This window comes from Enterococcus devriesei (assembly GCF_001885905.1).
GTDB lineage: Bacteria > Bacillota > Bacilli > Lactobacillales > Enterococcaceae > Enterococcus_A > Enterococcus_A devriesei.
The window spans coordinates 350,090-366,997 of sequence record NZ_JXKM01000003.1 but is presented as its reverse complement, the minus strand read 5'-3'; the positions used below and the strand labels follow the sequence as shown (position 1 = coordinate 366,997).

Annotated in this window: 14 protein-coding genes; 13 read left to right on the top strand and 1 reads right to left on the bottom strand. The window is 42.6% G+C overall.

Annotated features, from left to right (window positions below):
• Positions 1-130 precede the first annotated feature (130 nt).
• The 9 genes from yfmF (at position 131) to mprF (ending at position 12,537) form a co-directional block, all read left to right on the top strand.
• Positions 131-1,393 (top strand): EF-P 5-aminopentanol modification-associated protein YfmF, encoded by a 1,263-nt coding sequence (yfmF, locus tag RV00_RS06385; RefSeq protein ID WP_071861769.1) that lies wholly within the window; start codon positions 131-133, stop codon positions 1,391-1,393.
• The gene (gene yfmH, locus RV00_RS06380; RefSeq protein WP_071861768.1) at positions 1,386-2,678 is read left to right on the top strand and encodes an EF-P 5-aminopentanol modification-associated protein YfmH; all 1,293 of its coding nucleotides are present in this window, start codon (positions 1,386-1,388) and stop codon (positions 2,676-2,678) included. The genes yfmF and yfmH overlap by 8 nt, the downstream gene beginning before the upstream one ends.
• A gap of 1 nt (position 2,679) precedes the next feature.
• Positions 2,680-3,405 carry an elongation factor P 5-aminopentanone reductase gene (ymfI, locus tag RV00_RS06375; RefSeq protein WP_071861767.1) on the top strand — a complete coding sequence of 242 codons (726 nt, stop codon included), beginning with the start codon at positions 2,680-2,682 and terminating at the stop codon, positions 3,403-3,405.
• Positions 3,406-3,540: 135 nt separating this feature from the next.
• On the top strand, positions 3,541-4,407 hold the full coding sequence (locus RV00_RS06370) for a RodZ domain-containing protein (RefSeq protein ID WP_071861766.1): 867 nt from the start codon (positions 3,541-3,543) through the stop codon (positions 4,405-4,407).
• Positions 4,408-4,441: 34 nt separating this feature from the next.
• Positions 4,442-5,023 (top strand): CDP-diacylglycerol--glycerol-3-phosphate 3-phosphatidyltransferase, encoded by a 582-nt coding sequence (pgsA, locus tag RV00_RS06365; RefSeq protein WP_071861765.1) that lies wholly within the window; start codon positions 4,442-4,444, stop codon positions 5,021-5,023.
• Positions 5,024-5,154: 131 nt separating this feature from the next.
• Entirely contained in the window at positions 5,155-6,402 is a 1,248-nt protein-coding gene (locus RV00_RS06360; protein ID WP_071861764.1) for a competence/damage-inducible protein A, read from the top strand.
• A gap of 287 nt (positions 6,403-6,689) precedes the next feature.
• Positions 6,690-7,739 carry a recombinase RecA gene (gene recA / locus RV00_RS06355; protein ID WP_071861763.1) on the top strand — a complete coding sequence of 350 codons (1,050 nt, stop codon included), beginning with the start codon at positions 6,690-6,692 and terminating at the stop codon, positions 7,737-7,739.
• Between the two features lie 251 nt (positions 7,740-7,990).
• Positions 7,991-9,547, top strand: coding sequence for a ribonuclease Y (gene rny / locus RV00_RS06350; protein WP_071861762.1), 1,557 nt, complete (start codon positions 7,991-7,993; stop codon positions 9,545-9,547).
• A gap of 428 nt (positions 9,548-9,975) precedes the next feature.
• Positions 9,976-12,537 carry a bifunctional lysylphosphatidylglycerol flippase/synthetase MprF gene (gene mprF / locus RV00_RS06345; RefSeq protein WP_071861761.1) on the top strand — a complete coding sequence of 854 codons (2,562 nt, stop codon included), beginning with the start codon at positions 9,976-9,978 and terminating at the stop codon, positions 12,535-12,537.
• A gap of 120 nt (positions 12,538-12,657) precedes the next feature.
• Here the strand turns inward: mprF and RV00_RS06340 are convergent, their stop codons facing one another.
• A complete protein-coding gene (locus tag RV00_RS06340; protein ID WP_071861760.1) occupies positions 12,658-13,062 on the bottom strand; it encodes an Hsp20/alpha crystallin family protein in 405 nt (134 codons plus the stop codon).
• Between the two features lie 199 nt (positions 13,063-13,261).
• On the opposite strand from RV00_RS06340, the gene ispE reads away from it, so the two are divergent.
• From ispE to RV00_RS06320, 4 genes are all read left to right on the top strand, one after another.
• Positions 13,262-14,113, top strand: coding sequence for a 4-(cytidine 5'-diphospho)-2-C-methyl-D-erythritol kinase (ispE, locus tag RV00_RS06335; RefSeq protein ID WP_071861759.1), 852 nt, complete (start codon positions 13,262-13,264; stop codon positions 14,111-14,113).
• A gap of 260 nt (positions 14,114-14,373) precedes the next feature.
• Positions 14,374-15,339, top strand: coding sequence for a metal ABC transporter substrate-binding protein (locus RV00_RS06330; protein WP_071861758.1), 966 nt, complete (start codon positions 14,374-14,376; stop codon positions 15,337-15,339).
• A 13-nt stretch (positions 15,340-15,352) separates the two neighbouring features.
• Complete coding sequence (locus RV00_RS06325; RefSeq protein ID WP_071861757.1) at positions 15,353-16,033, top strand: metal ABC transporter ATP-binding protein; 681 nt, start codon at positions 15,353-15,355, stop codon at positions 16,031-16,033.
• On the top strand, positions 16,006-16,836 hold the full coding sequence (locus tag RV00_RS06320) for a metal ABC transporter permease (RefSeq protein ID WP_071861756.1): 831 nt from the start codon (positions 16,006-16,008) through the stop codon (positions 16,834-16,836). Before RV00_RS06325 ends, RV00_RS06320 begins: the two co-directional genes overlap by 28 nt.
• The last annotated feature ends 72 nt before the right edge of the window (positions 16,837-16,908 follow it).

Here is a 16,908-nt window from a genome sequence, read left to right as displayed (position 1 = left end):
TTTATATTTTAGTATAGCGAAAGAAGAAAAAAATTTGAAATAAAAGCGACTATTCGCTGAAGCTGATTTCAGTCCTTAAAGAGCGCCTGTGCTATAATTGTTCTTAACGATGAGACGAAGGAGCTTTGTGATGATCGAACTAAAAAAAGGCGTGCGCTTGCACGTTATCGCCACAAAAAAATATAAAACGATTCAACTCTACGGGCGTTTTACGACTCGTTTAACGAAAGAAATTATGACCAGACGGGCACTCTTAGCAAATTTATTAGAAACAAATTCGCTACATTATCCCGATCAAACTAAATTAAGCGGGAAATTGGCGGAGCTTTACGGGGCCAGCTTTGGTTTAAGTGTTGGACGCAAAGGCAATCTGCATTGGCTAGACGTTGGTCTTGGGGTCGTGAACGGAAAATATGTTGAAGATCCGCAGCTATTACCTGACGCGTTAGACTTTTTACAGGAAATTTTATTCAATCCCAATATTCGTGAAGGAAAATTCGATGAGCAGACCTTCCGTTTAGAAAAGGAGAATCTGCAAAGCTATATCGAGACGCTGCAGGAAGATAAACAAACGTTGGCCTCTTTAAAGATCAAAGAGACCTATTTCACTGACGACGCGCAAAAACTGCCAAGCTTCGGTACGGTCGAAGACTTGGCTAATGAGACCAGCGAAGGCTTGGCGGCGTATTATCAGGAAATGATCACGCAGGATCAAGTAGACTTGTTTGTGATTGGGGATGTAGAAGAAGCAGAGATGTTAGAGCTGTTCAAGCGCTTGCCCTTTACTGAGCGCGAAGAAAGTTTCCCATCAATTTATTATCATCAAGCCCATGACAATGTGATTCGCCAACAACAGATTCAAGAAACCGTGACGCAAGGAAAGCTGAATTTGGCTTATGCGACAGATGTCTATTACGAAGACCTCGATCGTTTCGCGCTGTTAGTTTTTAATGGCCTGTTCGGCGGCTTCCCTCATTCAAAATTATTTATGAATGTACGAGAAAAAGCTAGTCTAGCATATTACGCCTCCAGCTCCTTTGATACCTTCCGGGGCTACTTGCAAGTTCAAACTGGGATCAACAGCGACAATCGCGAAAAGGTTCTGCACTTGATCGCAGAGCAATTGCTTGAGTTGCAGGCGGGAAAATTCACTGAGTTGGCCTTCCAGCAAACCAAAGCGATGCTGAAAAATCATTATTTGTTAGGTCTGGATAGTATGCAAAATACGATCGAGACAACTTATTTGGCGCAATGGCTGCCGCAAAGTAAACTGACAGACGAAGAATGGTTGAAACGGTTAGCGGCTGTGACACCGGAAGATGTCCAACGAGTCGCGAAAAAAATTCGTTTGCAGGCGATCTTCTTCTTAGATGGAGGACAGCAACATGGATAAAGTAGCGTATCAAAAAATCAATGAGACCTTGTATAAAGAAATTCTGCCCAATGGCTTGACGGTCTATCTTTTGCCGAAAGCCGGCTATCATAAAACGTACGGTCTATTCAGTACTAATTATGGCTCGATCGACAATGAATTCATTCCCCGCGGTGGTCAAGACTATGTCAAAGTACCAGATGGGATCGCGCATTTTTTAGAACATAAAATGTTTGAAAAAGAAGATGGGGATGTCTTCCAAAAATTCGGTGAGCAAGGGGCATCAGCCAATGCCTTCACCAGCTTTACCCGGACCAGCTATCTATTTTCAACGACGGATCAATTGGAATTAAACTTAGGAACGTTGTTAGACTTTGTTCAAGCACCCTATTTCACGGAAGAATCGGTGCAAAAAGAGCAAGGCATCATCGGTCAAGAAATTCAAATGTATCAAGACGATCCAAGCTGGCAGCAGTTTTTCGCAATTTTGAAAAATATGTATCCGAAGCATCCGCTGCATATCGATATCGCTGGAACGATTGAGTCGATCGCGGAGATCACGGCGGAGGATTTGTACACCTGCTACAATACCTTTTATCATCCTAGCAACATGACGCTGTTTGTTGTGGGGAATCTAGAACCGGAAGCTTTGATGGACTTCATTCGGGAAAATCAAGCCGCGAAAACGTTTGAGGCACCGGAAACGATCCAACGTCGCTTCCCGCAAGAGACACCAGCAGAGATTATCAAGCTCAGTGAAGAAAACATGCCGATTACGATTCCTAAAGCGATCGTCGGTGTCAAAGGTCTGGCGGAATTACCAACAGATGACAAGGAACGATTGATCTTCAAAGTTTCGCTGGATTTATTGTTCCAAATGTTGCTAGGGACGACCTCACAAAATTATTTACAGCTGTATAATGAAGGTCTGCTAGATGATAGCTTCGGCTATGAATTCTCGCTAGATCGCAGTTTCTATTTTGCGGATTTTGGCGGCGATAGTGAGGAGCCACAAAAATTAGCGGATCGTTTGACGGAGATTTTACTGCATTTTGCGACGGACCCAGAGCTTAATCAAGCAAATTTAGACTTACTGAAGAAAAAGATGTTAGGAAAATATTTTCAATCTTTGAATTCCTTAGAATACGTTGCAAATCAATTCACGCAATCATTGTTTGGTGATTGGACGTTGTTTGATATGCCGGAAATTATTCAGGAAATCGAATTAGCGGATGTGTTAGCGGCGGGGAAATTATTTATTAAAGAAGAGGCCTTCACCCGTTTTTATATGGAAAAGGAGGCGTAAGATGCCTTACGCGTTAGTCATGGGTGCCAGTGGAGATATCGGCCAAGCCATCTGTGAGAAATTGGCAGGAGAAGGCTGGTCCCTTTACTGCCACTACAATCAACAAAAAGCGAAAGTCTTAAGTTTCGTTTCAGACTTACAGAAACGTTATCCTCAGCAAGATTTTTTTATGGTATCCTTAGACATGTTGAGGGAAGCGGAAATCCCTCATTTCTTAGATCAACTCTTTCAAGTGGACGGGATCGTTTTTGCCTCAGGTTTTACTTTTTATGAGTTATTACCAGAGACCAAAGCTGATCAGATGGAAGCTTTATGGCAAGTTCATTTAAAGACACCGTTACTTTTGCTACAAGCCTTACAGGAAAAATTGGCTAGAAATAACAATGGGCGCGTGGTCTTTATCGGTTCAGTCTATGGTCATCGTGGCAGCAGCATGGAGACGGTCTATAGTGCTGTCAAAGGGGCGCAGGAGGCTTTTGCTAAGGCGTATGCCAAAGAAGTTGCCACCTTGGGCATCACGGTCAATGTGGTGGCGCCTGGAGCGGTTCAGACAAAGATGAACACGAATTGGACGGAGCAGGAATTAGCGGAGTTAAACGCGGAGATTCCTTTGGGACGGTTAGCCGATCCGAAAGAAATCGCAGCAGCCTGTCAGTATTTATTTTCAAAAGAGGCCAGTTATACGACCGGGATCGTTTTGCCGGTAGCTGGTGGTTGGATGGAATAAAATCCCTTGTTTAGTGAAAGTCTGCAGTGTCTGTGAGAAAATGATCGAAGAATGACAGTGAGATGAATGAGCTGCCAAATTCATTTTATGAATGGGCAAGCATAATGAAAATAGGATATAGGAGTCGAGAATCAAGTGGCTAGTATTAATATTGGAGAAACGTTACGCAAAGCCCGTATCGATAAAAAAATTAGTTTAGATGAACTGCAGCAGCGCACAAAAATCCAAAAGCGCTATTTATTAGCGATTGAAGAAAATGACTTTCATGAGTTGCCGAGTGATTATTATTTGCGGACGTTTATTCGCCAATATGCAGATGAGGTAAACGTGGACGGCAATCATTTGATCGATGTTTTAGACGGTAAGGATCGGCCGTTGCCGACGTATCCGGAGCTTCAAACCGTCGATGAGTTGCGAAAAAATAAACACGCGGAGAATCCTACTCGGGCTCGTTTTAGAGCGACGCTGCCGATGGTTGTTTTAGGCTTGGTAGCTTTGGCAATCATTTCAGTGGTTGGGTATATGACTTGGCTGGATCATCAAGAGACCGCTATTATTCCCGAAAACAGTTCTGTCCAAGTCGAGCGCTCAGAAAATACGTCATCACAGGCAGAAAAAGTTTCGTCGTCACAGCCAAAACCAACGGTGGAATCTTCTAAGCCGCCGGAAAAACCAAAAATGGCCTTAGCGATGGAAAACAATACCGTCAATGCTGCAACAATGAAGGTCGATCACGCGGAAAAACCATTGAAGCTTACTTTTACAGGTAAAGAACGCGTGTGGATCGGGGTGCAAGTTAACGGTGCTTTGATTTATCAATATACCTTACAGCCGGGTGAGTCACAAACGACCGAATTACCCGCGGATACTGCCCAAGCGCTGATCACTATCGGGATGGCGAAATACGCAGACATCAAGGTCAATGATCAAGGTCTGGATTTTCAACCGGGAGACTCTTTGCTGAAAAAAGACATTACCTTAAATATCGCCTACGCTGCTTAAAAGCCGTAGGAAAGTTACATAGGAGGAATCAATGATGAATTTACCAAATAAATTGACGGTCGTCCGAATCTTTATGATCCCATTATTTATGGTTGTTGTCTTAGCGCCATGGGATTGGGGCACGTTACAAGTTGGCAATACGACTTTAGCGGTCACACAATTAGTCGGTGCGATCATCTTTGCTATCGCTAGCTACACGGACCATTTAGATGGGAAAATCGCTCGCGCTCGCGGACTGGTGACCAACTTCGGAAAATTCGCTGATCCTTTAGCGGATAAAATGTTAGTGATGACCGCCTTTATTATTTTAGTTCAACAAGGCAAGGCACCTGCGTGGGTCATCGCGATTATCGTCTGTCGAGAATTAGCGGTAACCGGCTTGCGTCTTCTGATCGTTGAGCAAGGTGGCGGTGTAATGGCAGCGGCGATGCCAGGGAAAATCAAGACTACTACACAAATGGTCGGAATCGTTTTATTATACTTAAACAATGTGCCTTTCAATTATATCGGGATTCCGATGGATCAAATCATGCTGTATATCTGTTTATTCTTTACGATTTATTCAGGGTATGATTATTTCGCTAAAAACACTGGACTATTTAAAGGCTCTATGTAAAAAATGCTTAGGACGTGCCGTGAGGGTGCGTTCTTTTTTTTATTTTTGAGCCAATTCTCAAAGCCTTTTTGAAATAAAAATGATATAGTTGAGAAAAATGCGTATCTTAATGTTAGAAGGAAGAGGATTACATGAAAGCAGAGATCATTGCTGTAGGAACGGAACTTTTATTAGGACAAGTAGTCAATACGAACGCGACTTTTTTATCAGAAAAATTAGCGGATATGGGGATCGAAGTTTATTTCCATACAGTCGTCGGTGATAACCCCAAACGTTTGGAGGAATTGTTGCAGTTGGCCGATTCACGCAGCGATTTGATTCTTTTATGCGGCGGCTTGGGACCAACCGATGATGACTTGACGAAAAATGTTTTGGCTGATCACGTCGGCGTGCCGCTCGTGCAAAATGAAGCAGGCTTAGCAGCGTTAAACGCCTTTTTCGCACAGCGTCAAAGTACGATGACACCGAATAATTTACGGCAAATCGAGACCCTGCAAGACGGGATTCCATTACCGAATCGGACAGGGCTAGCCATTGGCTGTTTGTATAAAGGAACAAAGAACAATTATATTCTGTTACCGGGGCCACCTAGCGAATTGAAACCAATGTTTTTGGAACAAGCACGTCCGCTACTAGAAAAAGAATTTCCGACGACGGAAAAATTGACCTCACGCGTCCTACGTTTCTTTGGTATCGGCGAATCAAAACTAGTGACGGATCTAGCAGAAATGATCGAACATCAATCCAATCCGACGATTGCTCCCTACGCCAAACCCAATGAAGTCACGTTAAGAATCACAGCTAAGACGGAAGATGAACGCTCAGCGAACGCCTTATTGGATCAAACAGAAGCAGAGATCCTAGCGAAGGTCGGCGAATTTTTCTATGGCTACGGCGAGGAAAATAGTTTGGTTGAAGTGGTCGTTGAACTATTGAAAAAGGAAAAACTGACAATTACGGCGGCAGAAAGTTTGACGGCGGGAGAGTTCCAAGCGACCTTAGGAACGATTTCAGGCGTTTCAGAGGTCTTCCCCGGTGGTTTTGTAACTTATTCCAAGGCGACGAAGGTAAGCTTCCTAGGGCTTGATCCTGAGCATCTAGAGCAAACGGGTGTTGTTAGCGAGGACTGCGCGAAAGAAATGGCAGAAGCTGCGCTGCGTTTAGCTGGGACGGACTATGCATTGTCCTTTACGGGTGTTGCCGGTCCTGACGAATTAGAAGGGCAACCGAAGGGAACGGTTTATATTGGCTTGGCGCAAAAAAATGGACCGACCGTAGTGACAGAAAATCACTTCACCAGAGATCGTTCGTATGTTCGTCACAGCTCCGTGATGAAGGGTTTAGACATGTTGCGGCGAGCAATTCTAAACAAAAATTAAAAATGCGAATGTTTGTTCGTTTTTTACTTGCTTTTTTGATTTTAAACCGATAAACTAAGACTATTGAAAAAGCAATAATGATGTGAGCGCATTGCCAGTTCTATTTCTTGCTTTGGTAAGATCAGTAGAAGGGTATGCATACGAGAATTTTTGGATTTTTACGTTAGAGAAATTCATCCATTGTTAACGAGCAAGCTCTTTAGCAGAATAATATACGTGTTGAACATCAACTTCATTTTTCGTTTTTTGAAAAATAATTACATTATAGGAAATAGGAGGATCAGCTATTGGCAAATGATCGCAAGGCGGCTTTAGATGCTGCAATGAAGAAGATTGAAAAGAACTATGGAAAAGGCTCGATCATGAAATTAGGTGAAAAGGTTGATCAACAGATTTCAACGATCCCAAGTGGTTCTTTAGCATTAGATGTAGCATTAGGTGTCGGTGGATATCCACGAGGACGGATCATTGAAGTCTATGGACCAGAAAGTTCTGGTAAAACGACGGTTGCCTTACATGCTATCGCAGAAGTACAAAAACAAGGCGGTACAGCAGCTTTTATCGATGCTGAGCATGCGTTAGACCCGCAATATGCGCAACGTCTAGGTGTTAATATTGACGAACTATTGCTTTCACAGCCAGATACTGGTGAGCAAGGGTTGGAAATCGCTGATGCATTGGTTTCTAGTGGTGCTGTTGATATCATCGTTATCGACTCTGTAGCAGCGTTGGTTCCTCGGGCTGAAATCGATGGTGAAATGGGTGACGCTCACGTTGGTTTACAAGCACGTCTGATGTCACAAGCATTGCGTAAATTATCTGGTTCTATCAATAAGACGAAGACGATTGCGGTCTTCATCAACCAAATTCGGGAAAAAGTCGGCGTAATGTTCGGTAACCCAGAAGTAACTCCTGGTGGACGTGCGTTGAAGTTCTACGCGACTGTACGGTTAGAGGTCCGTCGTGCGGAACAATTGAAAAACGGTACAGATATTGTTGGTAACCGGACGAAGATCAAAGTCGTGAAAAACAAAGTGGCTCCTCCCTTTAAGGTGGCTGAAGTGGATCTGATGTATGGTCGGGGAATTTCGCAAGAAGGCGAACTCTTAGACATGGCTGTAGAGCAAGATATCATCGACAAGAGCGGTGCTTGGTATGGCTACAAAGAAGATCGGATCGGTCAAGGTCGTGAAAATGCGAAGAAATATTTAGCGGACCATCCAGAAATGATGGCTGAAGTCGATACACGTGTGCGGGCTGCTTACGGTATCGGTGAAGCAGGTGAAGCGGCTGAGGCAGACGAAGCAGGACAAGAAGAACTGCCATTAGACGAATAAAAAACAAATCGACACTAATGACAAAGGCTATTTGCTCGGTCATTAGTGTTTTTTTGTGGAATTTTCAAAACAAAGCAAAGCGCTTTAACGGGAAGTCTGTCAAAAGAGAAATAAAGTTGACACGCTATCAGACAAACATTAGAATAAAGTTGTGTGACACCACACATATGCAAGTAGGCATATTGATAATTTGACATTCGTTTATCAAAAAACTACAGATAGGTAAATAAGATAGTACGGAGGTGGATTTAATGTTAGTTCCGATTCTCCTCGCTATCATCGGTTTAATTGTCGGTCTTGGTTTGGGTTTCATGGTGGCAAAATCACGCCATGAAAAAGAAATTGATGGGGCACAAAACACAGCTAGAGGGATCATTACGCATGCTAATAAAGAGGCGGAGACCTTAAAGAAAGAAGCTTTGTTGGAAGCCAAGGAAGAAAACCAGCAGTATCGCGCACAAGTTGAAAGTGAGTTGAAAGAAAGCAGACAAGAATTAAAATCGCAAGAAAATCGCTTGCTTCAAAGAGAACAAACCTTAGATCGTAAGGATGATTCTCTTGAAAAGCGTGAGCACTCACTTGAAGAAAAAGAAACAAAAATCAGTGCTAGACAGCAATTAATTGACGAGCGAGAAAAAGATGTAGAACAACTGATCGATGAACAAAAAACAAAACTTGAACAAGTTGCGTCATTAACTAAAGATGAAGCAAAAGAAATGATTATGAAGACGACGGAAGAGGAACTGAACCATGAATTGAACGTCATGGTCAGAGAATCTGAACAACGGGCCAAAGAAGAAGCTGATCGCAAGGCGAAAAATCTTCTGGCAATGGCTATTCAACGTTGTGGTGCGGATGCCGTTTCTGAGACAACCGTTTCAGTGGTAACTTTACCAAATGATGAGATGAAAGGTCGCATCATTGGACGTGAAGGCCGTAATATCCGGACGTTAGAAACATTGACGGGGATTGATTTGATCATTGATGATACCCCAGAAGCAGTTGTTTTATCAGGCTTTGATCCAATCAGACGGGAAATTGCCCGCATGACTTTGGAAAAATTGATTCAAGATGGTCGAATCCATCCAGCACGAATCGAAGAAATGGTCGAAAAATCGCGTAAAGAAATGGATGAACGCATTCGCGAATATGGGGAACAAGCAGCCTTTGAAGTGGGCGCTCATACCTTGCATCCAGATTTGATCAAGATTTTAGGACGTTTGCATTTCCGTACCAGCTACGGACAAAATGTTTTGAACCATTCCATCGAAGTTGCCAAGTTGACGGGAGTCCTTGCCGCAGAATTAGGCGAAGATGTTCAGTTAGCACAACGCGCTGGCTTGCTTCATGATATCGGTAAAGCGTTAGATCATGAAATCGAAGGTTCACACGTTGAAATTGGGGCAGAACTTGCCGCTAAATATCGTGAAAATTCAGTAGTCATCAACGCCATCGCTTCTCACCATGGAGACACCGAAGCCACTTCAGTGATTTCCGTATTGGTTGCCGCAGCAGATGCCGTATCAGCTGCACGACCAGGAGCACGAAGCGAATCACTAGAAAACTATATTCGCCGTTTAGAAAACTTAGAAAATATTTCCAACAGCTTTGACGGAGTAGAATCAAGCTTCGCAGTTCAAGCTGGACGAGAAGTTCGTGTCATGGTTAAACCAGAAGAAATTTCAGATTTGGATTCTGTTCGCTTAGTCCGCGACATCCGTCGTAAGATCGAAGACGAATTAGATTATCCAGGACACATCAAAGTCGTGGTTATTCGCGAAACACGAGCAACCGATTATGCAAAATAGCCGAAAGCCTCAGAAATGAGGCTTTTTGTTTTGCGAGTTTTTCTTCGCGCTTCAGCGCTTAGAAAAATCGTATGCGTGCTGAGGATCAAATTTATTTTTCACGGGCTTCGAAAAATAAAAACCTTAAAGTGAAATAGCTGCCAGTTCTGCTTTTCGTAGTGGCTATCGTTTGATTAGTAAACTTTGTTTTAATCAAAATTAGAAACAGGCAGTTTAGCAGAATGGTATGCGTACGAAAAAAAGCGTCCTTAGTTTGAGCTAGCTGCCAGCAGTTTTTATGTTTTTGATTTTTAAAGTGAACAACCACAAATCGTAGATTAAAAATAACTAATCATATTTGATTGGAATCATTAATTTAAAAGGATGGCTTCAAAACAAGAATTCATTTAGAATAGAGTAACAAGAAAAGGAAGAACGGGAGAAGAAGGATGACGACTATTAGTCGCTGGTTCAAACGATATGCCACGTTGCTTAAAATTATTTTTTTCGGGGTTGTCTTATTTTTCGTCGCTAATCAGGTGAAAAATATTGCCCATGGAATGAGCTGGCAAACGGTTTGGCAAACAATCAAACAACAGGATCAAATCGCATTACTAAGTATGTTCGGAATCGGCCTTTGCGGCGTTCTCCCCATGCTTTTATATGATCACGTTGCCATCACGACGCTGGAAGCGTCGGGGCGTCCGCGGATGAATCGCAGAGAGTGGTTGGTGTCTGCGTGGACGACCAATACGATCAATAATTTAGCCGGCTTTGGCGGTGTGGTCGGCGTGAGTTTGCGCTCAAGTTTTTATGGCAAAGGGATGGAAAGAAAAAAAGTGCTGGCGGTGATTTCTAAGATTGCTCTGTTTATGTTGGCAGGTCTTTCGATCATGGCGTTTTTTACAGCATTGGATTTGTTTTTCATTCAAACACAAAGTCCGTTTGTTCGTTATCGTTTTTGGCTGTTAGCAGGAGGGGCGTTTGCGCCGATTCTTTTCGGTTTTGTTTATGGTCGGCGACGGACGATCTTTAAAGAGTTCCAGCTGAAACAAGTTTTAGAATTGTATATCGCTTCGATTGGTCAATGGCTGGGGGCTTTAACGGTCTTTTTAGCAGTCGGCTACTTGATGGGGGCAAAGGTGAATGTGGCTGAGGTTTATCCGATGTTTGTGATCGCCACCGGCTTAGGGATGCTGACGATGGTTCCAGGGGGGGCCGGAACTTTTGACGTCATGATGATCTTAGGGCTGGGGCATCTTGGCCTCAGTCAAAGTACGGCCGTGGTTTGGATTTTATTCTATCGGATTTTCTATTATCTTGTGCCATTTGTTACAGGCATCGCGATCTTTTTGACCAATACGAGTGTCAAAATGAACCGCTATTTTGATAATCTGCCGCGCCTGCTTTCCCAAAAATTTGCTCATGTAATGATGGTCAGTGCGGTTTATTTTGCTGGGATCATGATGATTTTATTATCGACGTTAACGAATTTATCTAATATCAGCCGCTTGTTTCAAGTGCTGCTGCCCTTCTCTTTTGATTTTCTAGACCAGACCTTGAATTTATTGATTGGTTTCTTACTGCTAGGCTTTGCCCGCGGCATCTCGCAAAAAGTCAAACGGGCTTTTTGGCCGACGATCTTATTATTGATTTTCGGGATTGTTAACACGGTGGCTCGGACGGCATCGATTCGCCTGATCGTCGTTTACTTGGTGATTTTATTGATCGTCTGGATGTCACGGAAAGAATTTTATCGTCAACGGTTTGTCTATTCATGGGGCGCATTGCTGTTTGACGGCGTGTTGTTCGGTCTACTATTTATTTTCTACGCAGTGGCAGGTTATCACAGTGGACAAATTTGGAGCACCGAACGGTTATCAACGAAGTATTTCGCCTTTCCTTCTGAAGAAATTTGGTTTTCCGGTCTGCTAGGATTGATTCTATCTATTTTGTGCTTAGCGATCTTATACCAATATTTGACGCAGAGCGAGGAAAAAATCGGAACGACCTGGGACGAGAAACGTTTCAACTATTTAATCAATCGTTATGGTGGGACTGCAGCCAGCCATTATTTACGCGTCACCGGCTACCGCTATTTTTATTATCAAGAAAATGGCAACGATCAGATCGTTTTTGGCTTCCAAACGAAAGCAAATAAATGTTTTGTCTTAGGCGATCCAGCGGGAAATCCGCAGAAATGGCAAGCGGCGACATTGGCGTTTATGGAGTACGCCGATCAGCATGGCTACCAACTAGCGTTTTACAAAATTTCAGAAGAATATGTTTTGCTGTTGCATGATCTAGGCTTTCACTTTGATAAGATTGGTGAGACAGGGGTAACCGATTTTACTCAGCATAAACTGGAAGTATTCTCTGATCGTTTTGAATTCAAACGTTTAACCAATGAAGGCTATCAATTCATTTATTTTGAAAAGTTGCCTGACGAAGTTTTCGATGAACTAGAAGAAATTTCGGATGAGTGGTTAAATGGGGAAAAAGAAAAATGCTTCTCTGTGGGTCGTTTTGATCGCGGATATATCGAAACCAGTAATGTTGGGATCGCTCGTGATCCGCAAAATCGAATCGTTGGTTTTATTACGGAACAACCAATTAATCAGGAAAATGCCTCTTTTGACTTACTGCGTTTTCGGAACGATGTACCGAATGAATTGCCGACGTTTCTAAAATTGCATTTAATGGATGAATTGAAAAAGCAGGGCTATCATGAGATTTATCAGGGGATGGCGCCGCTAGCCAAAGTGGGGGAGACCTCCTTTGCCTTTTTCGGAGAGCGTATCATGAACTTGATTTATAAATATGGTCATTCAATCTACGCCTTTCAACAAGTCGCTGAGGAAAAAACGATCTACGTGGATCAATGGCGGCCGAGATATTTTGCTTATATGAAGGACAGTAGCTTCTTATTTTCTGCCCTACAGCTATTATTATTGATTGGCCGTGGAAAGAATAAGGGTGCGACTATCTCAGAAGAAATGATTGAACTGTAAAAGAGGACCTGACAGAAGTATTCGGCTTATTTCCATAGCAGCTACTGCTGGAATGTCGTTTATTCGTAAAAAGAACCTGTGACAAAATTTTGTCACAGGTTCTTCTCGTTTAAACAGCAGTTAATCAATCGAGATCGCTTTGCCTTTTTTCTCTTCGTAATCGGTTTTTGGCAGCTTCAAGGTTAGGACGCCGTTTTCAAATTTTGCGTTGATTCTTTCTTCGTCAATGCTTTTTACGACAAATTGCCGGTGAAAGGCACTGCTAGAACGTTCCCTGCGTACAAAACGGCCATCATCTTTGACTTCGTGTTCACTGGTGTGTTCGGCATCAATCGAAAGAATTTCATTGTTGTACCGAACGGAAATTTCTGATTTTTCAAAACCGGGCAAGTCTGCTTTGACTTCATAGTGATCATCGAGATCGCGAATATCAACACTCATTTTTCGATCGTCCCAAAACGTGTTCATGAGGCGTCCCATTAAATCTTCTCCATCTAGCCAATCATTTTTCGGCAATAGATTCATAACGCATTCCTCCTTGACTCCTATTTTTTAGCTTAAACAGTAACCGTCTTCATCATTGACAACTTCTTCTATTATAATGGTAAGACCTGAAAGCGAAATTTTCAACTATTTTGTAAGCCCTATGCTAGAATGAAGTATCTATACATTTTTTATAGGCTATGATAGAATCGTCTAGTGAAAAATTTGAACGGGTGAGAAAATGGAAGTTACGGAAAAAGCCCCAGCAAAAATCAATCTAGGTCTTGATATTTTAGGTAAGAGACTAGATGGGCTGCATGAGTTATCAATGGTGATGGCCAGTATTGATTTGGCTGATCGCTTACACTTGGAAGAAATTCCGGAAGATACGATCATTATTGAGACGAATAAAGCTTTTTTGCCCACGGATAAAAAAAATCATGTCTACGAGGCGTTGGATTTAGTCAAGCAGCGCTTTGACATAAAAAAAGGCCTACGGGTCAAAATTCATAAAGAAATACCAGTAGCAGCTGGACTCGGTGGTGGTTCAACGGATTCTGCCGCAGCACTGCGGGCGGTCAATCGCTTGTGGAATCTCGGCTTATCGATTGAAGAATTGGCTAGTTTAGGGGCTGAAGTCGGTTCGGATGTTCCTTACTGTGTTTACGGTCAGACATCGCTAGTCGAGGGTTTCGGTGAAAAGGTTACGCCGCTTGCTCCGATGCCGCAATGTTGGGTGGTCGTTGTAAAACCTCGCATGAGTGTCTCCACCCGCACGATTTTTTCAAAGATTGTGATGGAGGAGCTTTATCATCCGAATATCTCTGCTTTAGTGGACGCGATCGAAGCCGGTGACTATCAAAAGCTGACGGAGAATCTTGGAAACTCGATGGAAGTTGTCACGATCAAAAAGCATCCTGTCATTCAACAATTAAAAGATCGAATGTTGAAATACGGAGCGGATGCAGCGATGATGAGCGGCAGCGGACCGACCGTTTACGCGCTCTGTCATAAATACTCGCGCGCTAAGCATGTTTTTAATGCGCTGAAGGGCTTTTGCGATGAAGTCTATCTAGTGCGTACGTTAAAGTAGATCCTTGAGGGTCTATTTTTTTTGATTGTCAGCTGTCTGATTGCTTGGAAAAAGATGACCAAGCTTAGCTTAAAATAACAAAACAATCATATGAAAGCAGATGCAGGTAGAAGCTTTCATATGAACCGAAAGTCATCTGTTTTACGGTTTAACAAAGTTTATCGAACTCAAATCGTAAATTTTACGCTTTGGGTTGACGGATAGAAAAACATCTGCTAAATTAATTCTTGTCTTAAAAAGAGAAGAAGGTGTATTAATAGATGAAAAAACAAAAAGGACTACTTATCTTAGGAACTGTGCTACTATCGATTCTATTGACTGCTTGTGGTACGCAGGAAAAAAAGGAGGCATCCTCGAATGATAAGATTCAAGTGATGACTACTTTTTATCCCATGTATGAATTTACGAAGCAAGTGGTAGGAAATAAAGGGAATGTTGAATTATTGATCCCAGCTGGAACCGAGCCTCATGATTTCGAACCTTCCGCCAAAGACTTGGCGAAGATCTCGGATTCGGATGTGTTTGTTTACAACAGTCCCGAGCTGGAAACTTGGACGGATAATTTGACGGATACAATCGACACGAAAAAGACAGAGATCATTCAAGCGTCGAAAAATATTACCTTAATGGAAGGCGCCGAGCATGATCATGAAGAAGCCCACGACCACGATGGAGAAGAACATGAGGAACATGGACATGACCACGAGTTAGATCCCCATGTTTGGTTAGATCCTGTCTTAGCTATTAAAGAAGTGGAAACGATTCGCGATCAGTTAAGCAAGAAGTATCCAGAGGACAAAGCGACTTTTGAAAAAAATGCGGAAAGCTATATCGATGAGTTGAAGGCAGTAGATCAAGAGTATCAAACAGCTTTCAAGGACGCAAAAGAGAAAACATTTGTGACCCAGCATGCGGCGTTTGGTTATTTGGCAAAGCAATATGGCTTGACTCAAGAAGCAATCGCCGGAATTTCACCAGACCAAGAGCCTTCACCAAGCCGCTTGAGTGAGTTGAAGCATTATGTGGAAGACCATCAAGTTAAAGTGATTTATTTTGAAGAGAATGCCTCATCGAAAGTCGCAGAAACGTTATCAAATGAAACAGGCGTAAAATTAGAAGTATTGAATCCCTTAGAAAGTCTGACCGACAAGCAGATTAAGGACGGGGAAAATTATCTTTCAGTGATGCGTGAGAATTTGACGGCTCTAAAAGAAAGTATTCATTAAAGGAGAGACGAGAATGTCGTATATCGAGGTGGAAGGCCTCTCATTTTATTATGATAATGAACCGGTGTTAGAAAACGTGTCTTACCACGTAGATCCAGGGGAGTTCGTCATTTTGACAGGAGAAAATGGTGCCGCAAAATCGACATTGATCAAAGCGACATTAGGCTTATTAAAACCTAGCAGTGGGAAGATCACGATTGCTAAAAAGAATACCCAAGGTAAAAAATTAAGTATTGGCTATATTCCACAACAGGTGGCGTCATTTAATGCCGGATTTCCTAGTACCGTTTTGGAATTGGTGGAATCGGGACGTTATCCTCAAGGAAAATGGTTCAAAAAATTATCTGACCGCGACCACGAACATGCGAAGAAGGCGTTGGAATCGGTCGATATGTGGAATATGCGGCATAAAAAAGTTGGGGAATTATCCGGCGGTCAAAAACAACGGATCAGTTTGGCGCGATTATTCGCCAAAGATCCAGACTTGTTTATTTTAGATGAACCGACAACGGGAATGGATGAAAAATCTCGCAATGACTTTTATGGCTTATTGCAGCATAGCGCCCATGCTCATGGGAAAAGTATCTTGATGATCACCCATGATCATGATGATACAAAAAAATATATTGATCGTCATATTCGATTGGTACGGAAGGAGAATTCAAAATGGCGTTGCTTTCATATGAATTCATGAGACGAGCGTTCCTAGCGGCGATCTTCATTGCTGGAATCGCACCTATGCTAGGTGTCTTTCTTGTTATTCGGCGGCAATCGTTGATGGCGGATACTTTGTCTCATGTGTCGCTAGCAGGTGTGGCGCTAGGCTTTTTCTTAAACTTAAATCCAACCGGTACAACGTTATTAGTCGTCGTAATTGCGGCGATCATTATGGAGTATCTGCAAAATATGTACAGCTCCTATTCAGAAATCTCGATTGCGATCTTAATGGCGGCTGGTTTAGCGGTGGCGCTAGTCTTGATGAGTTTAGCACCAGGTAGTTCGGCAGTCAGCATCCAATCGTATTTGTTTGGTTCGATCGTAACGATTACTTGGCAGCAGGTTGTTTTTCTAGGGATTTTATTTGTCCTTGTGGGGATTTTATTTCTTTTATTTAAACGACCAATGTATGTTCTGACTTTTGATGAAGATATCGCGGCAGTCGATGGCTTACCTGTCCGTATGATGTCTATGATCTTTAATGTAGTCACTGGTGTCGCCATTGCGATCATGATCCCGATTGCGGGAGCCTTGTTGATCTCAGCGATTATGGTGCTACCGGCGGCGATCGGGATGCGAGCTGGAAAAAGCTTTAATATCGTGATCTTGATCAGTGTTTTAGTCGGCTTTATCGGTATGATCGGTGGTCTGACAGGGTCTTATTATTTGGATACACCGCCAGGAGCGACGATCACTTTAGGCTTTATCATTTTATTTTTACTAGTTAATGGAATTCGACAATTGAGGTTTTTAATTCAGCGCAGACAGCTGCAAAAATAGAGGAAAGCGAAAGCTTTTCCTCTTTTTTTGTGGAATAATTAATAAATTCCGAACTTTTTCACTTTAAAACAA